The sequence below is a fragment of the Kineobactrum salinum genome, assembly GCF_010669285.1.
Lineage (GTDB): Bacteria > Pseudomonadota > Gammaproteobacteria > Pseudomonadales > Halieaceae > Kineobactrum > Kineobactrum salinum.
Genome location: NZ_CP048711.1, coordinates 1,355,377 through 1,379,548, shown reverse-complemented (window position 1 = coordinate 1,379,548; position 24,172 = coordinate 1,355,377). Strand labels below are relative to the sequence as shown.

Annotated in this window: 22 protein-coding genes and 1 pseudogene; 11 read left to right on the top strand and 12 right to left on the bottom strand. The window is 51.9% G+C overall.

Annotated elements, in window-relative coordinates:
• The first annotated feature begins 5 nt into the window (after positions 1-5).
• Positions 6-320 carry a HigA family addiction module antitoxin gene (locus tag G3T16_RS05850; protein WP_163494243.1) on the top strand — a complete coding sequence of 105 codons (315 nt, stop codon included), beginning with the start codon at positions 6-8 and terminating at the stop codon, positions 318-320.
• A 380-nt stretch (positions 321-700) separates the two neighbouring features.
• Here G3T16_RS05850 and G3T16_RS05845 read toward each other — a convergent pair whose 3' ends face one another.
• From G3T16_RS05845 to G3T16_RS05800, 10 genes are all read right to left on the bottom strand, one after another.
• Positions 701-1,813: a TonB-dependent receptor gene (locus tag G3T16_RS05845; RefSeq protein ID WP_163494242.1), complete on the bottom strand. Its 1,113-nt coding sequence runs from the start codon at positions 1,811-1,813 to the stop codon at positions 701-703.
• Positions 1,798-2,979: a TonB-dependent receptor gene (locus G3T16_RS05840; protein ID WP_163494241.1), complete on the bottom strand. Its 1,182-nt coding sequence runs from the start codon at positions 2,977-2,979 to the stop codon at positions 1,798-1,800. Before G3T16_RS05840 ends, G3T16_RS05845 begins: the two co-directional genes overlap by 16 nt.
• A 202-nt stretch (positions 2,980-3,181) precedes the next feature.
• On the bottom strand, positions 3,182-3,592 hold the full coding sequence (locus tag G3T16_RS05835) for a YeeE/YedE thiosulfate transporter family protein (protein ID WP_163494240.1): 411 nt from the start codon (positions 3,590-3,592) through the stop codon (positions 3,182-3,184).
• The gene (locus G3T16_RS05830) at positions 3,589-4,089 is read right to left on the bottom strand and encodes a hypothetical protein (protein WP_163494239.1); all 501 of its coding nucleotides are present in this window, start codon (positions 4,087-4,089) and stop codon (positions 3,589-3,591) included. Before G3T16_RS05830 ends, G3T16_RS05835 begins: the two co-directional genes overlap by 4 nt.
• A 9-nt stretch (positions 4,090-4,098) precedes the next feature.
• Positions 4,099-4,380, bottom strand: a complete 282-nt coding sequence (locus G3T16_RS05825; RefSeq protein WP_163494238.1) for a DUF3343 domain-containing protein — start codon at positions 4,378-4,380, stop codon at positions 4,099-4,101.
• On the bottom strand, positions 4,377-5,582 hold the full coding sequence (locus G3T16_RS05820; RefSeq protein WP_163494237.1) for an aminotransferase class V-fold PLP-dependent enzyme: 1,206 nt from the start codon (positions 5,580-5,582) through the stop codon (positions 4,377-4,379). The genes G3T16_RS05825 and G3T16_RS05820 overlap by 4 nt, the downstream gene beginning before the upstream one ends.
• Positions 5,557-6,456 (bottom strand): GerMN domain-containing protein, encoded by a 900-nt coding sequence (locus tag G3T16_RS05815; protein WP_163494236.1) that lies wholly within the window; start codon positions 6,454-6,456, stop codon positions 5,557-5,559. The genes G3T16_RS05820 and G3T16_RS05815 overlap by 26 nt, the downstream gene beginning before the upstream one ends.
• A gap of 54 nt (positions 6,457-6,510) precedes the next feature.
• Positions 6,511-7,641, bottom strand: a complete 1,131-nt coding sequence (locus tag G3T16_RS05810; RefSeq protein WP_163494235.1) for a YncE family protein — start codon at positions 7,639-7,641, stop codon at positions 6,511-6,513.
• A 3-nt stretch (positions 7,642-7,644) separates the two neighbouring features.
• Positions 7,645-9,018, bottom strand: coding sequence for a cytochrome c biogenesis CcdA family protein (locus G3T16_RS05805; protein WP_163494234.1), 1,374 nt, complete (start codon positions 9,016-9,018; stop codon positions 7,645-7,647).
• Between the two features lie 12 nt (positions 9,019-9,030).
• Positions 9,031-9,744 (bottom strand): SCO family protein, encoded by a 714-nt coding sequence (locus G3T16_RS05800; RefSeq protein WP_163494233.1) that lies wholly within the window; start codon positions 9,742-9,744, stop codon positions 9,031-9,033.
• 283 nt (positions 9,745-10,027) lie between these two features.
• On the opposite strand from G3T16_RS05800, the gene G3T16_RS05795 reads away from it, so the two are divergent.
• From G3T16_RS05795 to G3T16_RS05780, 4 genes are read left to right on the top strand one after another with little or no spacing between them, the layout of a single operon-like run.
• A complete protein-coding gene (locus tag G3T16_RS05795) occupies positions 10,028-10,903 on the top strand; it encodes a cytochrome c family protein (protein WP_163494232.1) in 876 nt (291 codons plus the stop codon).
• Between the two features lie 11 nt (positions 10,904-10,914).
• Positions 10,915-11,868, top strand: a complete 954-nt coding sequence (locus G3T16_RS05790; RefSeq protein WP_163494231.1) for a YncE family protein — start codon at positions 10,915-10,917, stop codon at positions 11,866-11,868.
• A gap of 58 nt (positions 11,869-11,926) precedes the next feature.
• Positions 11,927-13,246: an MFS transporter gene (locus G3T16_RS05785; RefSeq protein WP_163494230.1), complete on the top strand. Its 1,320-nt coding sequence runs from the start codon at positions 11,927-11,929 to the stop codon at positions 13,244-13,246.
• Positions 13,247-13,288: 42 nt separating this feature from the next.
• A complete protein-coding gene (locus G3T16_RS05780) occupies positions 13,289-14,224 on the top strand; it encodes a DMT family transporter (RefSeq protein WP_163494229.1) in 936 nt (311 codons plus the stop codon).
• Positions 14,225-14,227: 3 nt separating this feature from the next.
• Here G3T16_RS05780 and G3T16_RS05775 read toward each other — a convergent pair whose 3' ends face one another.
• Entirely contained in the window at positions 14,228-15,028 is an 801-nt protein-coding gene (locus G3T16_RS05775) for a helix-turn-helix transcriptional regulator (protein WP_163494228.1), read from the bottom strand.
• A 533-nt stretch (positions 15,029-15,561) separates the two neighbouring features.
• Between G3T16_RS05775 and G3T16_RS05770 the strand changes: the two genes are divergently transcribed.
• The 6 genes and pseudogenes from G3T16_RS05770 (at position 15,562) to G3T16_RS05745 (ending at position 23,195) form a co-directional block, all read left to right on the top strand.
• Positions 15,562-17,886 carry a TonB-dependent receptor gene (locus tag G3T16_RS05770; protein WP_163494227.1) on the top strand — a complete coding sequence of 775 codons (2,325 nt, stop codon included), beginning with the start codon at positions 15,562-15,564 and terminating at the stop codon, positions 17,884-17,886.
• A 95-nt stretch (positions 17,887-17,981) separates the two neighbouring features.
• Positions 17,982-18,707 carry a putative quinol monooxygenase gene (locus G3T16_RS05765; protein WP_163494226.1) on the top strand — a complete coding sequence of 242 codons (726 nt, stop codon included), beginning with the start codon at positions 17,982-17,984 and terminating at the stop codon, positions 18,705-18,707.
• A gap of 69 nt (positions 18,708-18,776) precedes the next feature.
• Complete coding sequence (locus tag G3T16_RS05760; RefSeq protein ID WP_163494225.1) at positions 18,777-19,547, top strand: SDR family NAD(P)-dependent oxidoreductase; 771 nt, start codon at positions 18,777-18,779, stop codon at positions 19,545-19,547.
• Positions 19,548-19,628: 81 nt separating this feature from the next.
• A pseudogene (locus G3T16_RS05755) lies at positions 19,629-20,974 on the top strand (3-oxoacid CoA-transferase).
• 218 nt (positions 20,975-21,192) lie between these two features.
• Positions 21,193-21,948 carry a 2-oxo acid dehydrogenase subunit E2 gene (locus G3T16_RS05750; RefSeq protein ID WP_163494224.1) on the top strand — a complete coding sequence of 252 codons (756 nt, stop codon included), beginning with the start codon at positions 21,193-21,195 and terminating at the stop codon, positions 21,946-21,948.
• A gap of 35 nt (positions 21,949-21,983) precedes the next feature.
• On the top strand, positions 21,984-23,195 hold the full coding sequence (locus G3T16_RS05745; protein WP_163494223.1) for an FAD-dependent oxidoreductase: 1,212 nt from the start codon (positions 21,984-21,986) through the stop codon (positions 23,193-23,195).
• A 12-nt stretch (positions 23,196-23,207) separates the two neighbouring features.
• On the opposite strand, the gene G3T16_RS05740 is transcribed toward G3T16_RS05745, so the two are convergent.
• Positions 23,208-24,107, bottom strand: coding sequence for a LysR family transcriptional regulator (locus G3T16_RS05740; protein WP_163494222.1), 900 nt, complete (start codon positions 24,105-24,107; stop codon positions 23,208-23,210).
• Between the last annotated feature and the right edge of the window lie 65 nt (positions 24,108-24,172).

Genomic DNA, 24,172 nt, shown 5'->3' with positions numbered 1-24,172 from the left:
AACTCATGCGTAATATTGATGCAGTAACGCCCGGCGAGTTACTGAAGGAGGAGTTTCTCGATCCCATGGGAATCAGTCAATATCGGCTGGCCAAAGAGATTGGAGTACCCGCTCAGCGGATAGGTCAGATTGTTGCAGGAAAGCGCACAATTACTGCTGATACGGATCTGAGACTTTGCCGTTTTTTTGGGCTGTCGAATGGCTATTGGTTGCGGGTCCAGGCTGCCTATGACACTGAAGTTACTGAAGATGCCTTAGCTGAGCAACTGAAGAGTATTCGCCCATGGAATTCAGGGTCATACATGAACGACATGGCATAAGAAACAAGGATATGTCACGCTTGCCGCGACATATCCCATAGTTGAACAAGCCTGGTGGCCGGTACTCAGTTATGCACTGCGGCGTTCCTGAAACCACCGGTTTTTCTCAAATTTTATCAAGGTAAAAGAGACATCATTGATGATCTTGATTTGTCGACGGCGCGTCGCGCCAACCAGGATCAGAAGCGTATCAATGTCGACTTTCCTTCATAATGAAATGGGCTACTAGCGACTGGAATTCAGCATTAAGCTTGTTTACTTCGAAATTCGAGTTGCTATAACACAATATCCCGGAACTGCTATGCGTGCGGGCAACTGCCCTTTACCCCGTGGCATGTTAACGAGAAATTGCTGCATGTCCGTTGACAGGGAAGGCCATATCAAAACTGATATCCCAACCGCAATCCCCACTGTCGGGGCGGGTTGTAGGCAACAAGTTCTGTGCCGCCGCCCCTGGGGATGTCAGTAAAACCCGGTCCGCGGAAGATGTTTCCTTCCTGTACTTCATCCGTCAGGTTTGTGACAAATACTTCTGCAGTCCAGTTCTCATTCGGATCAATCCAGAACAGGCGGGCATTGATATTGTCGTAGTCGTTCGCAAGATCCGAACCGCCCGTATCTGCAAAACCTGCATTCCGGTTCAAGGCGGTGTAATAGATTTCGTCGGTGTAAGCGTATTCAAGTCGTAGTTTTAAGTGACCGCTGTCACCCAGATCCCAATATTTGGTGAGTCCTATGTTATAGGTGAGGTCAGGTGTGCGCTGCACCTGGTTTCCTCCAATCTGGATGCCGTCAATGATCTGGTCGTCGAATTCCGAATTGGTGAGGCCTAAACTGCCATCGATGCTCAGCGTGTCAGTGATCACTGTACGTAGTTCAAGCTCCCAGCCCTGGACGGTTGCGCCACTGGCGTTAAAGGCTTCGGGGCCGGCCGCACCAAATACCTGGAACTGCAGGTCATCGTACTCGTTGCGATAGAGGGAAGTATTCAGTTGCATGTTGCCATTCAATAGCGTCGATTTGATCCCAACTTCATAGGCATCGACGAATTCAGGGTCATAAATGGCATTAGCAGCGCCGAGGGATACAGATGCTGTCTGATTGATTCCGCCAGATTTATAGCCCGTCGCGTAGCTGGCAAACAGCATCGCAGCTTCGTTGATTTGCCAATCCAGCGCCAGGCGATAGGTTGTTTCATTCCAGTCATCCCTGAGCGGATCCGCATAGGGCGCGCCGGCAAATTGGAACCCGGTATTGATACCTTTCTTCTCATCTTCGGTATAGCGTACGCCCATGGTCACACTGATTTTATCTGTTAAATCGTAACTGCCCTGCCCAAACGCCGCAATTGACTCCGATTGTACTTCGCCACCAACATCGAAACCGTAGGGGACGCCAAACTGGCTGGCAAATACGTCGTAGCGACTTCCCAAGAACAATGATTGACGGGCAACTTCTTCCTTGAAGTAGTACAGGCCTAAAATCCACTGCAATGGCCCTCGCCATGGGAAAGCAATTGCAATTCCTGAGAGATTTGGTCGGCGTCTTCTATCAGAACAAGTTCCAGTAGAGGCAGGGCGGATTGATCCTCGTCGGAAAGAGATTCGTAATTGGTTTCGGCGTAGCCTGTGATGGACTTGAAAGTAAATTTTTCAAAGTCGTGTTCGAATGTCGCCAACACTAACAGGAACTCACTATCCTGGCTCTCATCTCCATCCCGGGCGACCTCGTACGGTTCGAGGTTGTTAACAACCGGGGTGCCCGTTTCGGGGTCGATATAGTTGTTGTAGGCGGGAATACCGCTAAAAGGACCGAGGGGGGAAAACGCGAAGCCCGGAGGGCCGTCAATATTCTGTTCAGTGGTGGAGCCGGGAAAGGGTTCTCGCAGTTCCGACTTGGCCCCCACTCCACCCGAGCTAACATAGGCAGCGGAGAGCAACAAGGAGGTGGTTTCGCCGATATCAAAACTCAGATGGGTCCGTACGCCCCAGTTTTCAGCATCATTGGCATCAGAGCCGCCCGGTACCCCATTTTCTGTGTAACCGTCCCGGTCCTCGCTAAAAGCAACAATGCGCGCGCTGGCGGCGTCGCTGATAGGTAGGTTGATCGCACCGCGGACCCGCAACCAGTCGTAACCGCCATAGGTGAGATCGACTTCACCACCCAGCTCATCTACGGGTTTTTTGGTGATCAGGTTAATAGAGCCGCCTGTCGCGTTGCGCCCGTAAAGCGTGCCCTGGGGGCCACGCAGAATTTCAACTCGCTCGGTATCAAAGGCGCTGAACAGGCTGGCTACGGGGCGCCCGAGGTAGACGCCGTCCAGGTGTATCGCCACTCCCGGATCACCGCCTGCCGTAGTATTTTCATTGCCAATTCCGCGCATGGTGACGAAGGCCACCGGCCCGAAATTGCCGAACTGCATCGATGGTGACATCTGCGTCAAATTGGCGATGCTATCAAAACCTGAATCCCTGAGCTGATTGTCACTGAAGGCGGAGATGGTTACAGGTACATCCTGGAGGCTCTCTTCACGTTTCTGAGCCGTAACGATGACTTCTTCCAGTTGGGCCTGGCCCATAGCGGCAGCAGGCATAAATACGATCGATGCCAGGCCAGAAGCCAGCAGAGTGACTTTGAGTTCACGGCTATGTCTTTTCATTTTTTTAGCCTACTATCCTGTAGTAAAAATATTTTGGGACTGTTATGGCATGTGCTGTAAGTCCATGCAGTGATCGAAGGACCCTATAGCGCGAATGATGTTACTGGAGGTCCTGTTGTACAACTTGCCTGGGAATGAACAAAATCTTTCATCAATAGATGTACGAAGCCCTGACGAGGGCAAAGAGGCGCTAGCTCTTGTGTTACAACGCCATAATGGTGGGTAATACCCATCTACTGAACACCCAGGCACCGGTAAAGAACCCGGCGAGATACGCCATTGCGCTCTGGTTTCCCTGCGCGGCTGACACATGCTGGCGCAATGGACAACCATCAGCCAGGGTTGAAAACAAGCCGACACCGGCGCCGCCCACCAGCATGTTGACGACGATGGCAACCGACAGTTCTGAAGGGTGAGTGCTGGCGGGCTGCAGCAATGAGACAAGCCCGAAACCAGTCCAACCCACTACCAGAAATGCGAGCAGTCCTTTGATCATGAAGGCATCGCGCACCAGGATAAAGTCGCGAATGCCACCGATAAAGCACATCCGCGAGTGCTGCCCTACAAAGCCAATCACAAATCCGCCGATCACGGTGGCGAGCATGGCGGTCATCGCATGGCCCACCAGCGCACGGCCAGTGTGGTCAGCGCTACTGCCACTGTCATGGCGACGAAAGCTGTCGCGCCGGTTATATCGAAAGCGGCAACGCGCAATGCCAGCCGGGTGGCGCAGCCCCCGGCAATCAAGGCCGAAACCATCACCGCAGTGCCCAAAATAAAGGGCTTTATCAAACCGGCTGAACGGTGGCGTCGATACTCTGCGCGCAAGCGTGCGGAGAAATGGGCCCCGACCAGAACACCAAGAGAGGTCATCGCCGGATAGAACGTAAACTGCGAGGAAATGTGCAACTTCAAGCCCAGCCAGGAATTGAGCAGCCAGCCGAGCAGGTCGCGACCATGGCACGCCATACAAATGCCGTAGGCATCATTAGCTGAGTCGCTGACCAGCGAACTCATAGTGACGGCAACGATGGCTATCAATCCCCCGCCGGCCAGACCACTGCACAGGGGCGGGGCAGAAATACGTGGCGTTAATTTCTGATCATTCATTGTAGTCTCTTAGATGTCCGGACTGATAGAGGTGGTGACCGGCCAGCCTGCATCAATGGGCAGATAGCGATGTATCTGGTCGACCTTGATTTTATGTTGAGTGAGTAGTGCTGCCACGGTTTCGCGACCGTTATAGCTGAACTGCAACGCGACGCCGCAATTCGGGCTCAACTCTTTTGGACCAGGTACGAGTTGTGCCGGGATCCCGCATTTTCTAAGTACGCCGCTGGCACGCATGGCGTAGTGCGACGAGAAAAAGCTGATTAGTCCGTCCAGAGTGTCGCCGGTCATGGCGCACTTCCACGGCGATGGTGGCTGGCCCATCGCGCGATTTGCCGTACGGCATCCACGGCGCTATCGATCTCTGCCACGGTATTGCTGTAGCCAATGCCGAATCGCACTGTGCCGGCGGGGTATGTGCCGATCGCCTGATGTGCGGCAGGTGCGCAATGCAGTCCCACTCTGCTCATTACACCAAATTTTTGGTCCAGCAACAGGCCGACGTCTGAGCAGGACAGCGTATCGATATTGAATGACAGCGTGCTGCACCTGGGCCCATCCTGGCGAGGCTCGTACACGGTTACACCGGGAATACTTTGCAGTCCACACTGTGTTCGCTGTCGTAACGTTGATTCATGGCGGGCAATCGCGTCAATACCGATGGCAGAAATATGGTCCAGTGCTGCTTTCAGGCCGGCGGCCCCGAGGATATTCTGGGTTCCGGACTCAAAGCAATCTGGCATAAAGCGTGGCTGTTGCTCTCGCTCCGATGCGCTGCCGGTGCCGCCGCGAATCAACGGGTTGAGATCGAGACCTTCACGAACGTAGAGCGCACCGATGCCAGACGGGCCAAGTAATCCCTTGTGACCGGTAATGGCGACCAGATCTGCGCCCCATGCCTGTGGTACAAGTGGCTGCGAGCCAGCGGTTTGGGAGGCATCGATGAGGTAGGGAATGTTCCGGCGACGGGCTTCGACGCAAATTTCCTCTACCGGTAGTACGCTGCCGGTCACATTGGAGCCGTGCAGTGTGGTGATCAGGCGTGTATTTGGGCGGATCGCGCCGGCCAGTGCTTCAAGGTCGAATTGACCATCAGCCCTAAAGCCAATCAGCGACAACGCTACTCCTCGCTGTTCAAGATGACGTAAGGGGCGCATGGTGGCGTTGTGCTCCAGGTTGCTGGTAATCACATGGTCGCCGGGTTCGAGCAGCCCGAATATGCCGAGATTGAGTGCCTCAGTGGCGTTCTTGGTAAAGGCGATGCGAGACGGATCGGGTAACGACAGCAAGCATGCCAGAGCGCTGCGCGCACCCTCGACAACTTCTGCTGCGGCGATTGACAGGCGGTGCCCGGAACGACCTGGATTGCCCAGCGGCTGCGTCAGGGCGCCCAGCATGGCCCGTTCAACCCCTGCCGGCTTTGGCCAGGAGGTTGCAGCGTGGTCGAGGTAGATCAGTTTGTGAGCGTTACCGGCCATAGTGCTGCGCTTCATTCAGTATCAGCGGCTGGGGCTGTGGTGTACCAATCAGCGTTGCGCACTGTCCGGCTCCCAGTTTGGTGTGTTGCCCAAAGGTCAGTGTGACCTGCTGAATTTGGTTGAACTGGGTCAAAGTCGCGATCAGTCCGACCAATAGCCCACGGATGCTGTTGGGGTTATCCAGCGCGAGTTGGCGCAGGCTCGGGGTGTAGGAAAAATCGACGTTCAAGGCGCGGTCAAGTGGGGTGTAGCGGTAATTGGAAACTGTTACATCTGAAGGGAAACCCTGACTATCGGACTGTGCCCCCAGGTCGAGAAAAGCCTGAAGCGTTGTCGAAGGGCCTGACGTCGGCACCATTACGGTCTCAATCTGTTGATGGGCAAAGTTGTAGAGGTACACCACCTGCCGGTCGTCCTCCTCGGCTGCTACTGCTATTGGCGGTGTATGAAGCTCAAATTTCACCCGCTTGATCTGGGGCAGTGAGAGCATGGATGCTTTTAGCGCGAACAGTGAGTCACTGCTGAGCGCCTTGCTGTCTGACCCAGTAGGTAGTGACAGGTTGACGGTAAGTGTGCCATCGTCGCGAAGGTCGCTGATCATGACCGTCCCGGCAGGCAAGGGCGATTGCAGGGTGCGAGCAGGATGGATCGGTGGGTTTTGGAGTTTGTGGAAGATTTCCCGTGGGCCGTCTACATTGCCGGGAAGTGTGCTGGACAGGGGAATCAAACGGCCATGTCCGTCCGGGTAATACACCGTAACGGTCATACGCTGGAATGTCAGCAGACGGTTGTCTATCCAGCTCTTGATGTCGGGCTGCGCGGCAGCAACCCTCAGCAATATGCCAAGTACCAGCAGCGTTGCGATGGCAATCAAGGTATGTTTTGACATGCTGTTTGACCTCGCTTTACCTGCGCCGCACGGTCCGTTCCCGTCCGGTAGTGGTCAATGGCAGACGGTATTGGATAGCCCCAAAGTGAAGGCGCCCACGCCATTGCGGGTGACGGGAATGTAGCTTAACTGTCTGGATTCAAGCTCATAGCTAGCAATTTGTGATGAGTTGCCAAACGCTACATAGGCAGTTTTTCCATCGGCAGCAGAAAATACCTGCATCGGATTGGCGTTAAATTTGCCGGATTCGACCTGAGTTTTGGTGAGATTGTCGTACAGGAAGTAGGTGCCATTGACGGAACTTGCAAACAGGTTGTAGCGGTCGAATCGTCCAACTGACACCAGATCGGTGTCGGAGCCAAAGTTCTGTTCGTCATACCGAGTGAAACGGTGCTGTTCGTAGGAGACGAAGCGGCCATTGGCGGTGTCGAGCAGGTACAGAAACGATCCCTCGGGCGTTGTGTAGGGGCGTGCCGGAGAGGAACCGATGTTGAAGGTCTTGTAGATAACCTTGGAGTAACCGTTGATACCGTAAACATCGCCGGTGGCGCGGTCAGCGACATAGATATAGCGGCCGTCGAGGCTGCGACTGGGCGACGACAGCGAAAGGGTTTTGCCCTCTTCAATAGGTATTTGATACACCTGCTGATTGTTGATGTCGATAATGCCTATGGCACCAGCGGCACTGTCACTGAAATATATGTCGATTTCATTGGGGTCAAACAATACATCGCCGGTGGCGGGTAATGATGGCAGTTCAAAGCCGATCTGATTGTTGTAGGTAGATATCAGGGTAAAGCCGCCGCTCTGGCTATCCGTCACGCCGATAAAGGAGCCAGTGCTATCCAGCACCACATGGCGTGGCACCATATTCAGTTCCAAGGTTGCGACCACCTCCTTTTTCGCCAGATCGTAGGCTACCAGTAGTCTGCTATCGACATTGCTGTAGTAGAGCAATGATGCGTGGGGCGGTACCACGATGTCGTCGGCCACGTAATCTGTTTCAATGCGGTAGACCACTTTTCCTTCGGTCAGGTCCACTACGTCGATTATCGGCTCGGATTTGTCGGCTGCAAACAAAAACCGTTGCGGGTTGCTCAGGTCAACGGCACCAGCAGGCATGGCGAAAACCAACCACCACAGCAGTACGTGACCTAATCGGTAGATAGAGGGGAGAGTGGTCATTGGTTACCTTAATCCAAGATAGGGATAGATGGCGTCGCTGAGAACGTGGAAATTGTCCGTGGCCAGAATTAATCCCAGCGACACCACCAGCACCATGCCGACCAGACTGACGGCGCGGCTCTTGGCGATGAGAAATTCCAGTACGGTGTCCATTTTTGACAGAAAAAACGCCGACAAAAGAAAGGGTAGGGCAACGCCAAGAGAGAAAATAAACATGATTGCCGCGCCGATCGAAGGGCTGCCAATGGCGCCCACATAGACAATCAGTGTTGCTACGATGGCGCCACCAAAACATGCGGTGCAGCCAAGAGCGTAGCCCACCGAAGTCGCAACTGTCGCCACAGTGTCGGCGCGCGACAAACCTTGCACATCGCCAAGGGTGTTAATACGACAGGCAATCGGGCGAGTGCTCCGTAGTCCCAGCCACAGCCCGAGCACAATGACGATTATGCCCGATACCAGCGAAATATCGCGGCTGAACTCAGAAAACATGAGTTGCGCCTGATGACCTGCGGCGCCGATTAAGGCTCCCGACAGGGCGTACAGCAGCACGAAGCTGATCACGAACGCCATGGCGATCTGCATAACCTTTCGCCGCACAAGTGGTGTCAGGTGATTTATGCCGGTGATCCCGGCGTCGGTACCGGCATTGGGAACGGTGGAAAAACTGCCGATGACAGTGCCGAACATCACCACCAGTTGTAGCAGGCAGGGAGTAAGTACCGATGACAAAAGCCCGATGCCGAGAGCAATAACGCCAACTAATGTAATATTGGTCTTTGATCTCAGATCCTCGGGCAGTTCAAACGGCGCCAGCCAAGTGCCCAGAAACGTCATTTTCTCTGTATCGTCGAAATAGTAGTTGGAGACTTCCAGGTGCATGCTGTCGGTGGTATGCAGGTCAATCTGGTCACCGTCTCCGTCTCGCTTAGGAAAGCTGAACAGCGTAACTCGGTGGTGGTCAGCATATTTCGGGCCCGATATGCGGTTGGGGGTATAGCGTTTTTGACCGACGATCAATGCTGCTTCCGGCAGATCGATAGACAACTGGCCCTGGTGAATATTTTCGCTGACAAAAAACACGTAATTCCGGTCTGGGCGGACATTACCAATGACACGGGTGTTATCGACAAACTGAAAGAACTCTTCTGACGCGAAGGTCGCCTGTAGCTCCAGCTCCGGTGCGTTGATCAGAGTGCGGGTAAAAAACTGTGACACTGCATTGCCTTGCATCATGCGACTATCGTCGCCCACGCTACGCAGCAACTGCGTGCCCTGTACCAGATACGGAAATAGCAGCCATGATAGCGAAATCAGTAACGCCAGTGCAGCAGCAAAGAGCACTTTGGGGAAGTTGTACCGGTAGACTGCTTGCATGCATGTGCTCCGTTAACTGGCTTCCCCCTTAGGGGTTTTGTGGTTCGCCTCGTGGTGATCGTCAATTTCCCGCCACACCTGGCTTGGGGTAATATTCATTGGAAACAGGGCAATGGCCTGTCCTTGAGGCGACATTAGATAAATATGTGAGGTGTGTTGTACAGTGTAGTTGCGCTGGGTTTTTGTCACCGCAAAGCTGGCCTTGAAATTTTTGGCTGCTTCGGCAATCTTTGGATAGCTGCCACTCAAGCCAATCATCGCGGGATGAAAAGCTGTAGCGTATTGTGCCGTTCCCGCCGGTGTGTCGCGCTCGCTGTCAACACTGATAAACACAGCGCTGATTTTCTCAGGACCGAGTCTCTGTGACCTGACAGGTTCTTTATGCTGATCTGTATCTACCGCATGTAGCACTTTTGCCATACTGGCCGCCATCACCGGACAGATGTGGGCGCAGTGAGTAAAGCCGAAGGCCACCAGGGTATAGCGTCCACGAAAATCGCTTGCCGATACGGTAAGGTTGTTGTCGCCTTGTAGTGAAAAGGAAAATTTGATCTGACTGAGGCTGTCCGTAGTGGCGGCGGGACCGGTCTCACCGTGATCACCGTGTTGGTTGTGATCGTGTTGCTGGGCAGCCACGGTGGACGTCGCCAGAAATACGGCGAGTAGCGTAAACAAATGCAGCTTGAGGGCAGGGCGGAACGATCGCGATGTAGAATTGTCGTGCATATTGCGAATTCCTCGAACTGTGATGTAACAATGCCTTCTGCTCAGCAAGCCTAACAGCACTGTTTACCGATTAATGTCATCTCAAAGTATGACACTGTCGCCTGCCCCTTCCGTCGCGTGGGGGGGCGCAGTAGGTGTACCGTGGGTAAATCGATCGGCTTGTGCTCAAGTTCACGATTTAGTTCAGGAGCAGGACCTTGTGATGACCTGTCATCATCTGGGGGACATACGGGTTAGCACGTCAGTATTACCGTGTAGCCACTCAGAAAGGAGTGGTACTACCATGAATTCGGAAAAGCAACGTTCACTTATTCACCTGGCAATACGAAATTTGGTCATTGCGATTATGGTATTGATCTCGCTGGCCTGGTTCGCTGGCATGGCGCGGGCGGGTGACTCAGGTCAGCTGGTTGCAGCCGGTAAGGAAATCTACGAAAGGCCGGGGAGCTGTGCGACTTGTCACCTTGCTGACGGCAGCGGTAACTCGGCCATGAATGCAAAAGACTTGCGGTTTGGTCCGTCGCCGTTTGATATCCATCAGGCATTGACCAGTGTTCCGCAAATGGGGCCGATCGGTACCATGCTGAAATTGGACAAAGAAGGCTTGCTGGCGCTGGCCCTCTATATTCATACGCTGGGGGAAAAGGAGATTAATAGCGATGTGCTTGCCGATCTGCGCAGGACGTTGACTGGTATTACCAAGGATGATCGCGATGCCGGGTTTGAACTAACCGAGCGCGATAAGATGATCGACCAGATAAGCTCGTTTGACACCGTAATAGAGACCTGGAAGCGCAAGGCCAAGAGCGGCAATATCAAGCACGGCTATGAAACAGTCGTGGTGAACACCTGGGAGCCGGGAAAGCCTAAATTCAAGCCCCAGCGGGGTAAAACCTATTTTTATCTAAATACCGGTAATCGAGGTGACATGTTTGGTCAGGGCTTTGGGAACGGCGCCGGCAATGCGGTTACCGTCGGCGATGCCGAGACGCTGGAAGTCATTGCCCAGGGTCGTCTCGAACCCGAGCTACGCGGTTCGGTACATGCTACAGGCATGACCCCCGATGGAAGGTACGGCTATATCATTGGCCCCTCGATAAAAACTGAAAATTCTGAGGTAGCCGCTGAAGTGAAAGGTGCCAAGGGGCCGATGAGTTAGGAGTGTTGAAAGTGTCCGGACGTCTGAATGTCCCAGCCACATTGATAAAATGGGATGCATTGAGCCTGCAACCAGTGAAGATGTTTACTATTGGTGGCCGACTTCATCATCTGCAGATCTTTCAGGACAAATACATGCTGGTAGATACCTTCTCTCGCGATGACGATGGTCTGGACGTATTCTTGCTCGATCCACAAACCGACAAAGTTATCGGCGGAGTGCGTGACGAAGACCTTGGGGGACAGTCGTACACTGCATTTACCGATGACGAATTCATTTACATCCTGATGCAGCCCCACGGTTATGGTCCGATGTCACTGTCCGGATACGTGGCAGCGAATCTGGTCAACTATGGCAAGGCTACGGCTTTGCGTCCATTCTGGGTGACGAAGATTGATCCCGATACCTGGGAAGTGGTGCAAGAGTACCCTTATCCGGGCTACCGCGGTGATTGGATCTGTTTCGATACGGACAAGAAAAACATGTTTATTCCATCAGCGGCAACGTCCAACGTCTCCAAGGTCAACCTGTCGACAGGCGAGATTGTGTGGACCAATCCTACAGGTATCGGTCCCTACGGGTGCAATGTAAGCGCCGATGGCTCCCAACTTTGGGTTGCCGACAAGGGCGAGGCAAACGGCTTTTTTGGTCGCACGGTCACGGTGTTGAAGACCGATACCGGACAGGGTGTCGATACAATTCCGTCCGGCTACATGATTGACCATGTGCTACTGTCGCCCAATGGTAAGGAGTTCTGGGCCACCTCCAACGCTGAGGGTAAGCTGTATGTGTTTGACGCTGCGAAGCGTGATCTTATCAAGAAGATCGAAATCCCCGGCGGCGGTGACGCCCACGGCTTGCCCTGGGTTTACTACGACCAAAGCGGTAAGTCCATGGTGGCCCGCGATCAGGGGGGATTCCGCAACGGTATCAACCCGCGTCTTGGCAAAGGTTTGGACTACTGAAATTAAGAACGAGTTCACGCGGTAGCACTGCCGCTGCTTCCCAGTCAGCGAGATTGCAATGACGGCAATAGTAGAGAGCAACGAAGCGCCCTTCATAACAGAGGCGATTAACGACGGCAATGGTCGCATTACTCAATACCTGGTTATCACCATCGCCTTGATCCTCAATATGCTGGATGGATTCGACGTTACGTCGATGGCATTTACCGTCCACAGTATCGGCGAGGACCTGAGCATCGCCCCCGACAAGCTCGGAATTGTATTCAGTACCGCCCTGGCGGGAATGGTGATCGGCGCGATGTTTATCGCGCCGATATCCGACCGCATTGGTCGTCGTAGCATGGTGCTGGGCAGTATATTGGCCATCGGTCTTAGCATGTTGGCAACCGCTTTTGTTGAATCGCTGTGGCAATTGATTATATTGCGGCTAATCACCGGCCTTGGCGTCGGCGGAATGTTGGCAAGCTTGGCGACTATTTCCGCCGAATACACCCCCGAGAGATATCGTAGTTTTGCGGTGGTAACGGTAACAGCAGGTTATCCATTGGGTGCAACGCTGGGCGGATTTGTCGCTGCGCCGCTAATGGCTGAATATGGCTGGCAGTCCGTGTTTGTTGCTGGTGGTATTGCGACGCTGGCGATGACGGTCGCTGTCTATCTGCTGATACCGGAATCGCTACAGTTTATAGTGGTGCGACGGCCCCCCAATGCACTGCGCAAAGTAAATAGGATTTTACAGCGCCTCAATAGCCCAGCACTTGCGGCGCTGCCCGAGATAGACAGCGGTGAAAGTCCGCCCAACGCCAACGTCTTTAGTTTGCTGACTAATGAATGGCGCAGTAAAACTATTATTTTGTGGCTCACCTTTTTCTTCTGCTTCATAACCCTCTATTTTCTACTGAGTTGGATTCCCAAACTAGTGGTCAACGCGGGGATGTCGGTTTCTGATGGCGTCTACGCATCGATGGTACTTAATGGTGGTGCCGTCATTGGCATTCTGTCGTTGGGTTGGTTGGCAGAACACTTCGGCCTGTCGCGGATTATTGCGGTATTTCTGTTTGCCTCAGGTGTAATAATGTCAGTTTTTGCCATCACAAACGGTATCGATTATCTACTAATCTATTTGTTTGCAATTGGCTATTTACTGCAGGGAGGATTCGTCGGGTTGTATGCCGCCGCGGCAAAACTGTACCCGGCTGAAATTCGCACTACCGGTGTGGGGTGGGGTATCGGTTTGGGCCGTCTTGGTGCTGTAGCGGGACCCTACTTCGGCGGCGTGCTGATTGCTCAGGGCGTTTCTCTCGAATCAAATTTTATCATCTTTTCAATTCCCATGGTGATCAGCGGAATAATTGCCATGAGATTGACGGTTAAGTAACGCTGAAGCGCTGAAACTTAGGCCGATTACCGGAATTTTTCCATGCCTCCAGAAGATACAGTTCAGATTGATAATGCCGTCGTCTCAGATAGCAGTGCGTATTTACTCTCCGCAGGCACCATTTTTCTTTGGACTCTGGGTGTCATCATTGCAAAGGCCGTCCGCGATGATATTCCGCTTATAGGTCTGTCGTTCATGCGCTGGTCGGTCGCTGTACTGTTTATGTTGCCGTTTGTCTGGAAGGAGCTGGGACGCAATATAGACGTAATCAGGAACAATGCCCGCCTGCTAACTTTCCAGGGCGTATTGTTGGTGAGCAGTTCGACGATGCTGTTCTACTCAGTAAATTACACGACCGCGATTAATGCCACACTTGTCAACGCAGCCCAACCGATGGCGACCGGTATAATTGCCTGGTTGATTCTGCGCGAGAGTCTTAACCGCCTACAAATAATTGGCGTAGCACTGGCAGCAGTCGGTGTGGTGTTGATGATTACCAAGGCCAGTTGGTCGGTGTTGATCACTTTGGATTTCAATGCGGGTGATCTGATTCTGGTGTTGGCTGTTATCGGTTATGGCTGGTACTCTACCAATCTTCGCAAACTGCCCCACACGCTCAGCAAGCTTGCCCAACTGACGATTATGCTGACGATGGGCTGTCTGCTGATGTCGCCGGTCTTTATTGCCGAGTCGATTTTGGTGGGGCCGTTTCCTCTAAATATGGAAAGTGTGACGGCGGTTGTAAGTATCGCATTGCTAGTGTCGATTGTGGCGATGTCGATGTGGACAAAAGCCAATTTGCTGATCGGTCCCAGCAGGGCGGCGGTATTTGTCTGCTTGATGCCGTTGTACGGTGCGATCATGGCGACCCTGTTTCTGGGTGAAAGCCTTCAGGTTTACCATGTTCTTGGTGCCGGCTTTGTCTGTTGTGGTATATTCCTGGTAGTGCATAGATCGCGCCGGGCGCGCGATGATTAAACACTACAGATGGCTGTTGATCACCAGCGCAAAGAGCTGGGATTTTGAGGTGATGCCAATTTTGGTGTATGCGCGTTTGCGCAACGTATTGACGGTGGAACGTGCCAGATTCAAATCGGCGGCGACACCATCACTGGTTATGCCTCGTAGCAGGCGGTCGCAGACTTCGGTTTCGCGATTGGATAACCTGGAAAACGGTTCTACACCACGTTCTTTCAGCATGCTGGCCAGGCTCAGCTGAATCTTGTGGCGTTCCTCTTCAATCCCGCGCAGTTCGTGGCGCAGAATTAGCAGATTGTTAAACAGGGGAAACAGCGGTTTGAGCTGCTGGTACTTGTCGTCGCTCATTTCTGCGTGCTGGGCCCCACGATAGAAACTGGTCAGGTAGAACCAGTTGTCACGCGTGTCAACCATATAGACTTTTTCGCGGGTATTACTACTACGAAAAAGCTTTTTGCGTTCTTCATCGTCGTCCAGTGCAGGATTGTAACGGTAGACGGTTTCGAGATTGGCAGATTTGTGATCGTGATGTTGCAGTAACTCCGGATTAATCCACATGCGGTGTCGAATCTTGTCCATAAAGATAGCAGCCTGCCGGGAGATCAACTTTTTGCTGGCCCCTCCCTCCTCGACAATGGATGCGGTAAGGTCTTCGATGTGATTTTTGTCGAAAACAAACATGACGTAATGGGACACGCCAATCAGACGATCCATGACCCGCAAGAAGCGACTCTTAAATTCGTCCGACCGCAAATGTGCGGTCAATTCGGTCATTTCAGAACAAAAAGTATTGCTGATTTCCATTGTTCACCGGTTCTGTTGGCGCCGCCAGGCCAAATGTCGATCGCGACAGATGGCGCTATTGTGCCGTAATGTTCCATGTCAGTGCTAGCAGTACATTGACATGCAGGTGGATTATCATGGGTGTGTTTGGTAATGCACCCTTTCAACGACAGGATCAGGTCGCGCTGCGCACGATTTATCGTTATCTGTTAGGCATGAGATTGTTCACTGTTGGGCAAGTCTGTTGTCATACTTGAAGATATCCTTCTGTTTAAGGTTGTACAAATACTTTCCAGACCGATGCGATATAAATAACTATTGTTACAGATGCTTATAAGAAAAAGGTCAATTGACAATGAATATAGCCAGATATGGGATCAACGTCTGGAAGACGAAAATAGCTTTCAATCAAACTCCCCCATATTTGTAATGCAAATAATATCTATACATTTATTGGTCTGGTTATGAATAATGCTTTGGTGGCAGAATGTCCGGTAGAACGGCCTGAGGCCAACTTTAACTAGGTTTTACAATTACAGGCGGGGACCATAAAGATGGATAAGAAAGAGATGGCGGGTGTAGTGGCTGCGATTGTTGGAACCTTGGTTGGGTCGAGTGCTATAGCTCAACAATCGGCGGGCAAGGGTCGGGCAGTAGCTCTTGAGGAGGTAGTGGTTACGGCGCAAAAGCGTGCAGAGAACGTGCAGGATATTCCAATTGCAGTCTCTGCGTTGAGTGAAGAGACATTGCGACAAAGCAGTTTTGATGGCGTTGCGGATCTAAGCTTTATGGTGCCATCTCTCCAATTCGGAAATTTTGGACCTGTCTCATTCCTTAACATCCGGGGCATCGGTTCAGCGGATAATTTTGCCGGTAGCGACCCTGGTGTTGCAATACACATTGATGGTGTATATATCGGACGTCCCGTTGGTGCTCTATTTAATGCATTCGATACTGAACGAGTCGAGGTGCTGCGTGGACCACAGGGCACTCTGTACGGACGTAACGCCACCGGTGGTTCGATCAACCTGATTACGAAAAAGCCGCAAGATGAATTTGGTGGCGAGGTTGAAGTCACCGCCGGCGATTACGACCTGCGCCGAGTTCGCGGGGCAATAAACATTCCTGTCAGCGATGCTGTCAGAGCCCGGATTGTCGGGTTTAACGAAGAGCGCGATGGCTTCACAGAGAACACATACCCCGGTGGAGCTGACGCAAATGATCTGGACAACTGGGGTATACGCGGCCATCTGGATATCGATTTGTCAGACAATATAAACCTGTTATTGTCTGCGACCCATGTTGACATCGGAGGTGTCGGCACGCAGCCAGAGGTGCGCGATCCGTTCTCGACAGGCGAACTCAGTCCGCCAATCAATTCATTGGTCGCTGGACCGTTGCCTCAACTGGCTCCTGGTATCCCGCCAGAATTGGCGTTCTACACTAATGCTGATGGCTCGATACCGGTCAATGACCAACGCCCATTTACTGAGGCGGTGGATCACCCGCGGTCGACGGACAATAAGCTGACGCTGCTTTCTGCAACTCTGCAGTGGGATTTTGATGATTTTACCTTCAAGTCCATTACTGGTTATGCGGAATCAGAATACCTTATGATCCAGGATGCTGATGCATCGACGGCGCCAAATACTGTTCATATTCCGGAAGAGCAATCTGAACAGTTCTCACAGGAGATACAGTTTATTTCCGACGGTGACGGTCCTTTGCGGTGGATTGGCGGTTTGTATTATTTCAGGGAAGATGCCTCGCGGATTAGCACAATGGTTGGCCCTCGATTGGATGCGATCCACGAACTATTCATTGCCAATGACTTTAGCTTCGGCGGGCCTGGTTTTAGCGAAGACTTTGCCTTCAGAGTCGGAGGCGATGTAGAAACGGAATCCTTTGCGGTTTTCGGTGAGAGCAGTTATGACATCACCGATCATTTTACCCTTACGGTAGGCTTGCGTTATACCGATGACGAGAAGGAGGCGATCAATAGCAATATCCAGCTTTCCCCATTGGTTCTGACGCGAGCGTCCACTTCCTCTGAGGAGGTTACCGGGAAGGTGGCGCTAAACTATCAGATCACTAATGATGTTATGGTCTACGGTTCTTTTTCACGCGGCTACAAGAGTGGTGGCATTATTCAGGTAGCGACTGATCCAGTAGCTGCCGCCTTTAAGCCTGAATTCGTGGATACCCTGGAGGTTGGTTTTAAATCCCAGTTATGGGATGTTCTTCAGTTGAATGCTGCTATTTATACCAGTGATTACACCGATTTACAGACAAGCGCTGAAGGGGCGTTCGGTCAGTTGGGTGGTAACGCTGGTGAGGCCAGTATTGAGGGCGCCGAGTTGGAGTGGAAATGGCTGATCAATGATATGTTTACATTTGACGGCTCGTTCTCCTATCTCGATGGAGTTTATGATCAGTTAATGGCCTTTGACCCGCTGGACCAGAATTTCAGTGCCGGGGTGGTCGATTATTCCGGCAACGATCTTCCGCGTGCGCCGGAGTTCACCTACAACCTGGGGGTTTCCGGTTATTGGAACCTGGATCACAGAGGCCATTTAACCGCCCGTATGGAAGGCTCCTACACAGATGAAATGTATTATGAGTTTACCAACCGTCCTGAGGTGAAGGCGGACGATTACTACAACTTGAACCTTCGCTTGATGTGGGCCAGCGCGGATGAAAAATACAACGCTGAGATCTATTGTACTAACCTGACGGATGAGGTTCAGGAAGGCAACTTGCTTTTGGGATTCTCCCTGGGTGTGAGTACCCAGCCGAATGGCTTTGCTGAGCCAGGGCAGGAGTACGTCACTTACAATGCTCCAAGACAGTTTGGCGTAAAGTTTGGATACCGCTTCTAGAGATAAATATGATGAGGGCGGCCGCAACCGCCGTCCCTGTGTTCGATTTACCAGACTAACCATCGACGTATTATCAAATAATTGAGGTAATTTTCATGAAAGTAGTTCCATACCCCGATCACTGGATGTCGCATAAGCCCATGCCGGAAATGAAAGGGAAGTGCCTGGGAATCTTTGCTCACTGCTTTGTAGAAAATGGTGCGCAGGAAACGATTAGAGACGTTTATAGAACCATCGTCGATGTGGCTATCGAAGAGAAGACCTGCACTGTTCTGTCGGGCTCCCAGTCATTGGTTATGCCGAACCACAATCTACTGTACGAAGAGTGGACGGACTATGATGAGTTCTTTGAAGTCCAGATGGCCAGAACATACAGGAAGGGCTTTTTACGTTGGCTTGATCCCATAAGGAATGGACCTGTCAGCCCCGAATTTACCGAAATGTTTCATAGTTCCGGCAAACACCCGTTCAATGTTGCTCATCACGCCTATACTCTGGTGCAGAGTGTGCATATTGCCCCCGGTCGTGAAGAGGATGCGCGACAATTGTTTATTCGGCACGTTGATGATGTCGGTCAGGACTCGAAAAACGTGCTTGCCAATATCCATCAATCACTCAACAACCCCCAGCATTTCCTTCTTTATGAAATCTGGTCGGATTTCAGCCATTTAGTTGAGAATGAGTTGATAAGTGAAAGACGCGATGAACTGCAAGTCCGTTTCAATGCGCTTAAAGATAACGCATTGCCTGAGCCTGCGATGGAGATTTTTCAGATATATTATGACCCGGATAAGTATGTGCCGCCAGACCAATTTTTTTAACACCCATTTATTGGTAAACAAAACCTCGTCGGCCTCAGGAAGTTGTAGTTACCTGAGATAGGAGTTTGTATGATTTCTTCTAACCAAGAAGATTGGAATGAAAAAGTCGCTATCGTTACTGGTGGAAGCTCGGGTATTGGGAGAGCTACCGCACTATTGCTGGCCCGGATGGGCGTAAAAGTGGCGATCACGGGACGTGGGGAGACGACACTTATGGAGGTTGCCGCTCTCCACGAAAATCTTTTCCCTATTGTCGCGGATAGCAGCGATGCCGCCGGTGCAGAGGAAGTCGCGGCAACTGTTCTACAGGCGCATGGCCGGCTGGATACGCTAATCAATAATGCCGGCGCGGGCGGTTTGCGACCAGTCGAAATGTATGATGTTGATTTTATTCAGGGACTCTGTGCGACCAATATCATAGGTCCTTCGCTGCTGTTGAAAGCGGCGTTACCCGCCTTGAAGGACAGCAAAGGCACAGTGGTAAATATTAGCACGGCGGTGACGCGCAATGCCGGTCCGGTTATCGCCCATTATGGGGCCACAAAGGCGGCTCTTGAGTATCTGACCCGGTCATGGGCTATTGAGCTCGCCCCCCACGGTATTCGTGTTAATGGTGTTGCACCCGGACCGATTAAAACTGGCGCATTAACGGGAATGATGGGACTCGATGCCGAGATGGCCGCATCCGTTGAGCAAGCTGAAGCAGGCCAGGTTCCGCTTGGAAGGCGTGGCGTAACAGAGGATATCGTGCCTTGGATTATAGGGTTTGCTGACCCGTCATCCAAGTGGACAACGGGTCAGATTCTCGCGGTTGACGGCGGTTGGTCGCAGCGAGGCTGATCACCATACCCCCGGTATTAATAAAGCAGAATACCGGGGTGGATTTGGTAGCCCCGGAATCTCTGAGGCTGCACGGAAAATATGAAACAAGCTCAACAAATAACGCTGCAAGCGGCGGCGCAAAAAGTAAAATCAGGCGATGTATTACTTTGTGGCGGTTTTGGTATGACTGGTAACGCCGTCCACTTGCTGCATGCCTTGGCCGAGACCGATGTTGATGAGCTGACCTATGTTGGCAATAACGTCGGTGAGCCCGGCTTGGGGGGCGGCCGTCTACTGCGCAATGGCCAGCTCAAAAAAGCGATTGGGTCCTACTTCACCAGTAACCCTGAAGCCGTTACCGCAGCCCAAGCTGGTGATATCGAGGTTGAATTACTACCACAAGGCACGCTGGGCGAAGCCATGCGGGCCGGTGGGGCGGGACTGGGAGGGTTCTTTACCCCTTCATCGGCGGGCACGTCTTTGGCCGAAGGAAGAGAGGTACGCATCCTTGAGGGTAAAGAAATGGTCTTTATTCCGCCGATTAAGGGGGATGTCTCCTTTATTCGTGCATGGAAAGCCGATACCGCCGGCAACCTGCAATACCGTATGACCGAAAGTAATTTCAATGTCGCGGCCGCAATGGCATCCAAACTGGTGATCGCCGAAGTGGAAGAGATCGTTCCTCTGGGCGAGCTGGAGGCCAATGCCATTCATACTCCCTGCTGCTTTGTCGATTACCTGGTGCAGGCCAATATTTCTGAAGAAGACCTGGGCTCCTCCGCCTCGGTATCCTCCAGCCTGAAAAAGGTGGATAACAGCCGTATGAACATGGCCAAAGCGGCCCTTGCGGAGCTCAAGCGCGGCGATGTGGTAAACCTGGGTATTGGTATCCCTACCCTGGTGGCCGATCTAATCGGGCCGGAAGACGGCATCATCATGCACACCGAAAACGGCATGCTGGGGGTGGGGCCTGAACCGGAGTCCGGTGGAGCGATGGATTATCCGGTCAATGCCGGCAAGATCCCTGTGACTGCCTTACCTGGCGCCAGCTACTTTGACAGCACTATCTCCTTTGCCATGATCCGTGGCGGCCATGTGGATGTCGCCATTATGGGGGGCTGCAGGTGGATGCCGCCGGCAACCTGGCTAATTGGGCGGTGCCGGGAAAGCCGCTGTTGGGCGTGGGTGGGGCGATGGACCTGGCCTGCGGCGCTGGCAAGTTGATTGTCACCATGCAGCATTGCGACCGCAGTGGCCAATCCAAAGTAGTACAGAAATGCGATTTACCGGTGACCGCCAAAGGGGTGGTGGATGTATTGATTACAGACCGGGCGGTGTTTCGGTTTACTGGGCAGGGCATGAGTCTGGTAAAACTGATGCCAGGTTATACCTTGGAACAAATCGAAGCGAGCACCGACGCACCCTTTGTAGTGGATCTGGGGTAACCATCGCCATCGGGACTGAGATAAGGAAATCGTATGTTCTTCTCGATTCCGCGACAAATCGGCATGGACACCGTTTCGTGATGAAACGATCCATGGTTGCCCCTGCCTAAAAGTATTCGAAATCCAAATAATTGCTATGCCTTGTTTAGTCTTGTTTTGAATATTACCTAAAAACCATAATGTCTCTCCCGGCTCCAGGTTATGAAAGAGAGAATGATATGGAACATAAAACAACCCTTACCGAAGATGAACAAGGCCGAAAAATATATGAGATCCAGGGCCTGCAAAAGGTCATTGCGGATGTATTTGAAACCAAGTGGCCCAAGACGCCGGTAGTCCATGTGGGTGTAGGCGTAAATATCACCGCTGCTGACACTTTCCGTAAAGAACATGGGCATGCTGTTGGCCGGCGGATCAGTATGATGAATATGATTCAGATTTGCGCGGCCCACGCCGCGAAAACCAACCCATTAATTGCCGGGCTTTATGATGGTGAGGATAACGCAAAAGTGATTGTTCCCGCGCCCGATGAAATCGCTGTGTCAGGCCCGGTCATGGTAGGTGAGTCAGTCATTCCCATTGTTATCGAAAGGGCTAGCAGCAAGCTGGTGGAAGAGATTGCGAAGGATATGGACGCAATTACTGGCAATCTGCAGGGCAAGGCGTTGAGCCTGGAGGATTCGAAGAAAAACTTTGCAAGAATGTTTAAGATTCCGAATATTGGCATTTCCAATATAGGCATGATGGGGCCGGTCAACTTTTTCACCGCGATGCCCATTTCACCAAGTGTCTCTGCATTATATGTTCCCGCGGCAATTAATACACCAGTCGTAGAGGAAAGTGGGGCAATCGTCGCAGCCCCCGTCATCAATTTTACTATGGCATTTGATCACCGGGTGCTCACAGCGGGTCCCGTTGCGGCCTATCTCGGTGAATTCAAAGCGCTTCTGGAAAACCCGGAAGTGTTCATCTGAGTTTTCTTACTACCAATCATCATGGGAGAAATATTTTGATCAGTAAGCGTGTCCATATCTGTGGGGCAGGCCCCGTCGGGATCGTCACCGCCCTGGGTTTGTGCCGGGTGGGCATCCCCGTCACCATTCTCGAAGCCGATGAGGATGTTTGCCAGGATTTAAAAGCCTGCTACTACCATGTACCGAGCGTCGATATCCTTGAAGACATCGGCATGTTGGACAAGCTACTGGAAGGCGGTACTAAGGATCAGGAATTGCGTTTCACAGATGCCGGACTGGGGCGCAGTGTGGATATTAATCTCGGCGTTCTGTCACGGAATTTTCGCAATCCTTACGCAGTATCAGCGGGCCAGGACTGGTTTGCAAGGGTAGGCTATGAGGTATTGAAGGCCGATGGCTATGATTGTGATGTTCAGTTTGGACATCGGGTCGTATCTACCAGACAGGATGCTGAGCGTGTAACCGTAGAGGTCGATACGCCCAAAGGGCGGAAAACGATCCAAACACAGTGGCTGATTGGTTGCGACGGCGGGCGGAGTCAGGTAAGACGAAGCCAGGACATTAAGCTCGGAGGCTTTACCTGGCCAGATCGGTTTTTGCTTATCGAAACGAGTCACGATTTAGAGCCCGAATTCGGCCGGCTTGATTATCGTGCGAATGGTCCTGATTGGCGGCTCGTCATCCGCATACCCTTCGGGCCAGGCGCAAACGATTGGACCTACCGTGTTGTATGCGGCATCCAGGAAGGCACCGCCGACGAAGATGTGTTAAACGAAGCGTTCTGCCAATCCCGCTTGCAGGAACTTAAACCATTGAGCGTGCCTTATGAGATCACAAATAAAACGATTTACAATGTCCATCAGAAATATGCTGAAACGTTCCGCAAAGGTCGGATTATTCTCGCGGGCGATGCGTCACATATGAATAATCCTATCGGTGGCCTGGGTCTTAATAGCGGGATCCATGATGCACAAAATCTAATTGAAAAATTCTCCAAAGTTTGGCTGGAGAATGAGGACGACAGTATTCTGGATCTCTATGATCGTCAGCGGCGTCTTACTTGTCGGGATTGCATCCAGAAAATGTCGATCGAGAACAAAGAACGCAATGAGATCACGGATCTGGGCGAGCGGGAAAAAATGATGGACTATCTCGAAGGCATCGCCTCCGATGAGGATAAGTTGCACACCTTCCTTTATCGATGGGCCATGGCGGATAGCCTGGATTATGCTAATCGTGTTAGCTGATAATAGTAAAAGTCACTTAACACAGTCAGCAATTGTATTGCGCAACCATTGATTTGCGGGATCTTTATGAAATCGCTCGTGCCAATATTCCTTTACCTCAAAAGGGGGTAATTCGACCGGGTGCGGGAACATACGAAAGTTGGCGAGTTGGCCGGATGCTTCACAGGTGCGGGAAGGTAGCGTGACGACATAGTCAGAGTGTAACGCTATCAATACGCAGGATAAAAAATTATGAGAGACCACGCGGATGTTGTCTTTCGGAACAACTTTATGGAGTTCCTTTTCGATTAGCTCGTGAATATGACCTTGCCCCTTTGTTGATGCAATGATGTGTCTTGCCTGCTGGAATTCTTCGAGGGAAGGCTTGCCCTTGAAGTTCGGATGCTTCTTTCTCACCAGGCAGACATAGTTATCTCTATAGAGTGTACGTTCATAAACTCCTCCATATAGCTTGGGGAATGCACCAATCGCCACATCAGTCTCTCCTGTCTCAAGTTCCTCTATCAACGAGTGCAACCCCAATGGAACTCCTTTTAATGATACATGGGGTGCGTCCTTCTCGAGGACGGGAATGAGGCGCGGGAAAAAATACGCATGACCAACATCCAACGCGGCAATTTTAAAGGTTCGCTTGGATGTTAGCGGATCAAATTTTTGCATTTGAGCCAGTTTCGAGTAATAAATGCTGAGCATTTCATCGACAGCTGGTGCTATTTCCTGTGCGTAGGGAGTTGGTTTCATGCCGCCTCGTGTTTTGACAAATAGCTCATCGCCAAAATGCGTCCGAAGGCTGCTCAGGCAGCGACTGACGGATGGTTGGGATAAGTTCAAAGCGTCTGCTGCCTGGCTGACACTGCGTTTCTGAATCAACGTCTGAAAGACGAACAACAGCTTCAAATCAAATTCAGTCATATTTGAAATCCAAATAAAGATTATACATTTATTGCTGTGGTTGAGAATAATGCTTTGGTGGCAGA

Excerpts from the sequence above, each read along its gene's own strand:
- G3T16_RS05850 (WP_163494243.1), top strand. The coding sequence starts at position 6 with ATGCGTAATATTGATGCAGTAACGCCCGGCGAGTTACTGAAGGAGGAG.
- G3T16_RS05840 (WP_163494241.1), bottom strand. The coding sequence starts at position 2,979 with ATGAAAAGACATAGCCGTGAACTCAAAGTCACTCTGCTGGCTTCTGGC.
- G3T16_RS05835 (WP_163494240.1), bottom strand. The coding sequence starts at position 3,592 with ATGACCGCCATGCTCGCCACCGTGATCGGCGGATTTGTGATTGGCTTT.
- G3T16_RS05830 (WP_163494239.1), bottom strand. The coding sequence starts at position 4,089 with ATGAATGATCAGAAATTAACGCCACGTATTTCTGCCCCGCCCCTGTGC.
- G3T16_RS05825 (WP_163494238.1), bottom strand. The coding sequence starts at position 4,380 with ATGACCGGCGACACTCTGGACGGACTAATCAGCTTTTTCTCGTCGCAC.
- G3T16_RS05820 (WP_163494237.1), bottom strand. The coding sequence starts at position 5,582 with ATGAAGCGCAGCACTATGGCCGGTAACGCTCACAAACTGATCTACCTC.
- G3T16_RS05815 (WP_163494236.1), bottom strand. The coding sequence starts at position 6,456 with ATGTCAAAACATACCTTGATTGCCATCGCAACGCTGCTGGTACTTGGC.
- G3T16_RS05810 (WP_163494235.1), bottom strand. The coding sequence starts at position 7,641 with ATGACCACTCTCCCCTCTATCTACCGATTAGGTCACGTACTGCTGTGG.
- G3T16_RS05805 (WP_163494234.1), bottom strand. The coding sequence starts at position 9,018 with ATGCAAGCAGTCTACCGGTACAACTTCCCCAAAGTGCTCTTTGCTGCT.
- G3T16_RS05800 (WP_163494233.1), bottom strand. The coding sequence starts at position 9,744 with ATGCACGACAATTCTACATCGCGATCGTTCCGCCCTGCCCTCAAGCTG.
- G3T16_RS05795 (WP_163494232.1), top strand. The coding sequence starts at position 10,028 with ATGAATTCGGAAAAGCAACGTTCACTTATTCACCTGGCAATACGAAAT.
- G3T16_RS05785 (WP_163494230.1), top strand. The coding sequence starts at position 11,927 with ATGACGGCAATAGTAGAGAGCAACGAAGCGCCCTTCATAACAGAGGCG.
- G3T16_RS05780 (WP_163494229.1), top strand. The coding sequence starts at position 13,289 with ATGCCTCCAGAAGATACAGTTCAGATTGATAATGCCGTCGTCTCAGAT.
- G3T16_RS05775 (WP_163494228.1), bottom strand. The coding sequence starts at position 15,028 with ATGGAAATCAGCAATACTTTTTGTTCTGAAATGACCGAATTGACCGCA.
- G3T16_RS05770 (WP_163494227.1), top strand. The coding sequence starts at position 15,562 with ATGGATAAGAAAGAGATGGCGGGTGTAGTGGCTGCGATTGTTGGAACC.
- G3T16_RS05765 (WP_163494226.1), top strand. The coding sequence starts at position 17,982 with ATGAAAGTAGTTCCATACCCCGATCACTGGATGTCGCATAAGCCCATG.
- G3T16_RS05760 (WP_163494225.1), top strand. The coding sequence starts at position 18,777 with ATGATTTCTTCTAACCAAGAAGATTGGAATGAAAAAGTCGCTATCGTT.
- G3T16_RS05750 (WP_163494224.1), top strand. The coding sequence starts at position 21,193 with ATGGAACATAAAACAACCCTTACCGAAGATGAACAAGGCCGAAAAATA.
- G3T16_RS05740 (WP_163494222.1), bottom strand. The coding sequence starts at position 24,107 with ATGACTGAATTTGATTTGAAGCTGTTGTTCGTCTTTCAGACGTTGATT.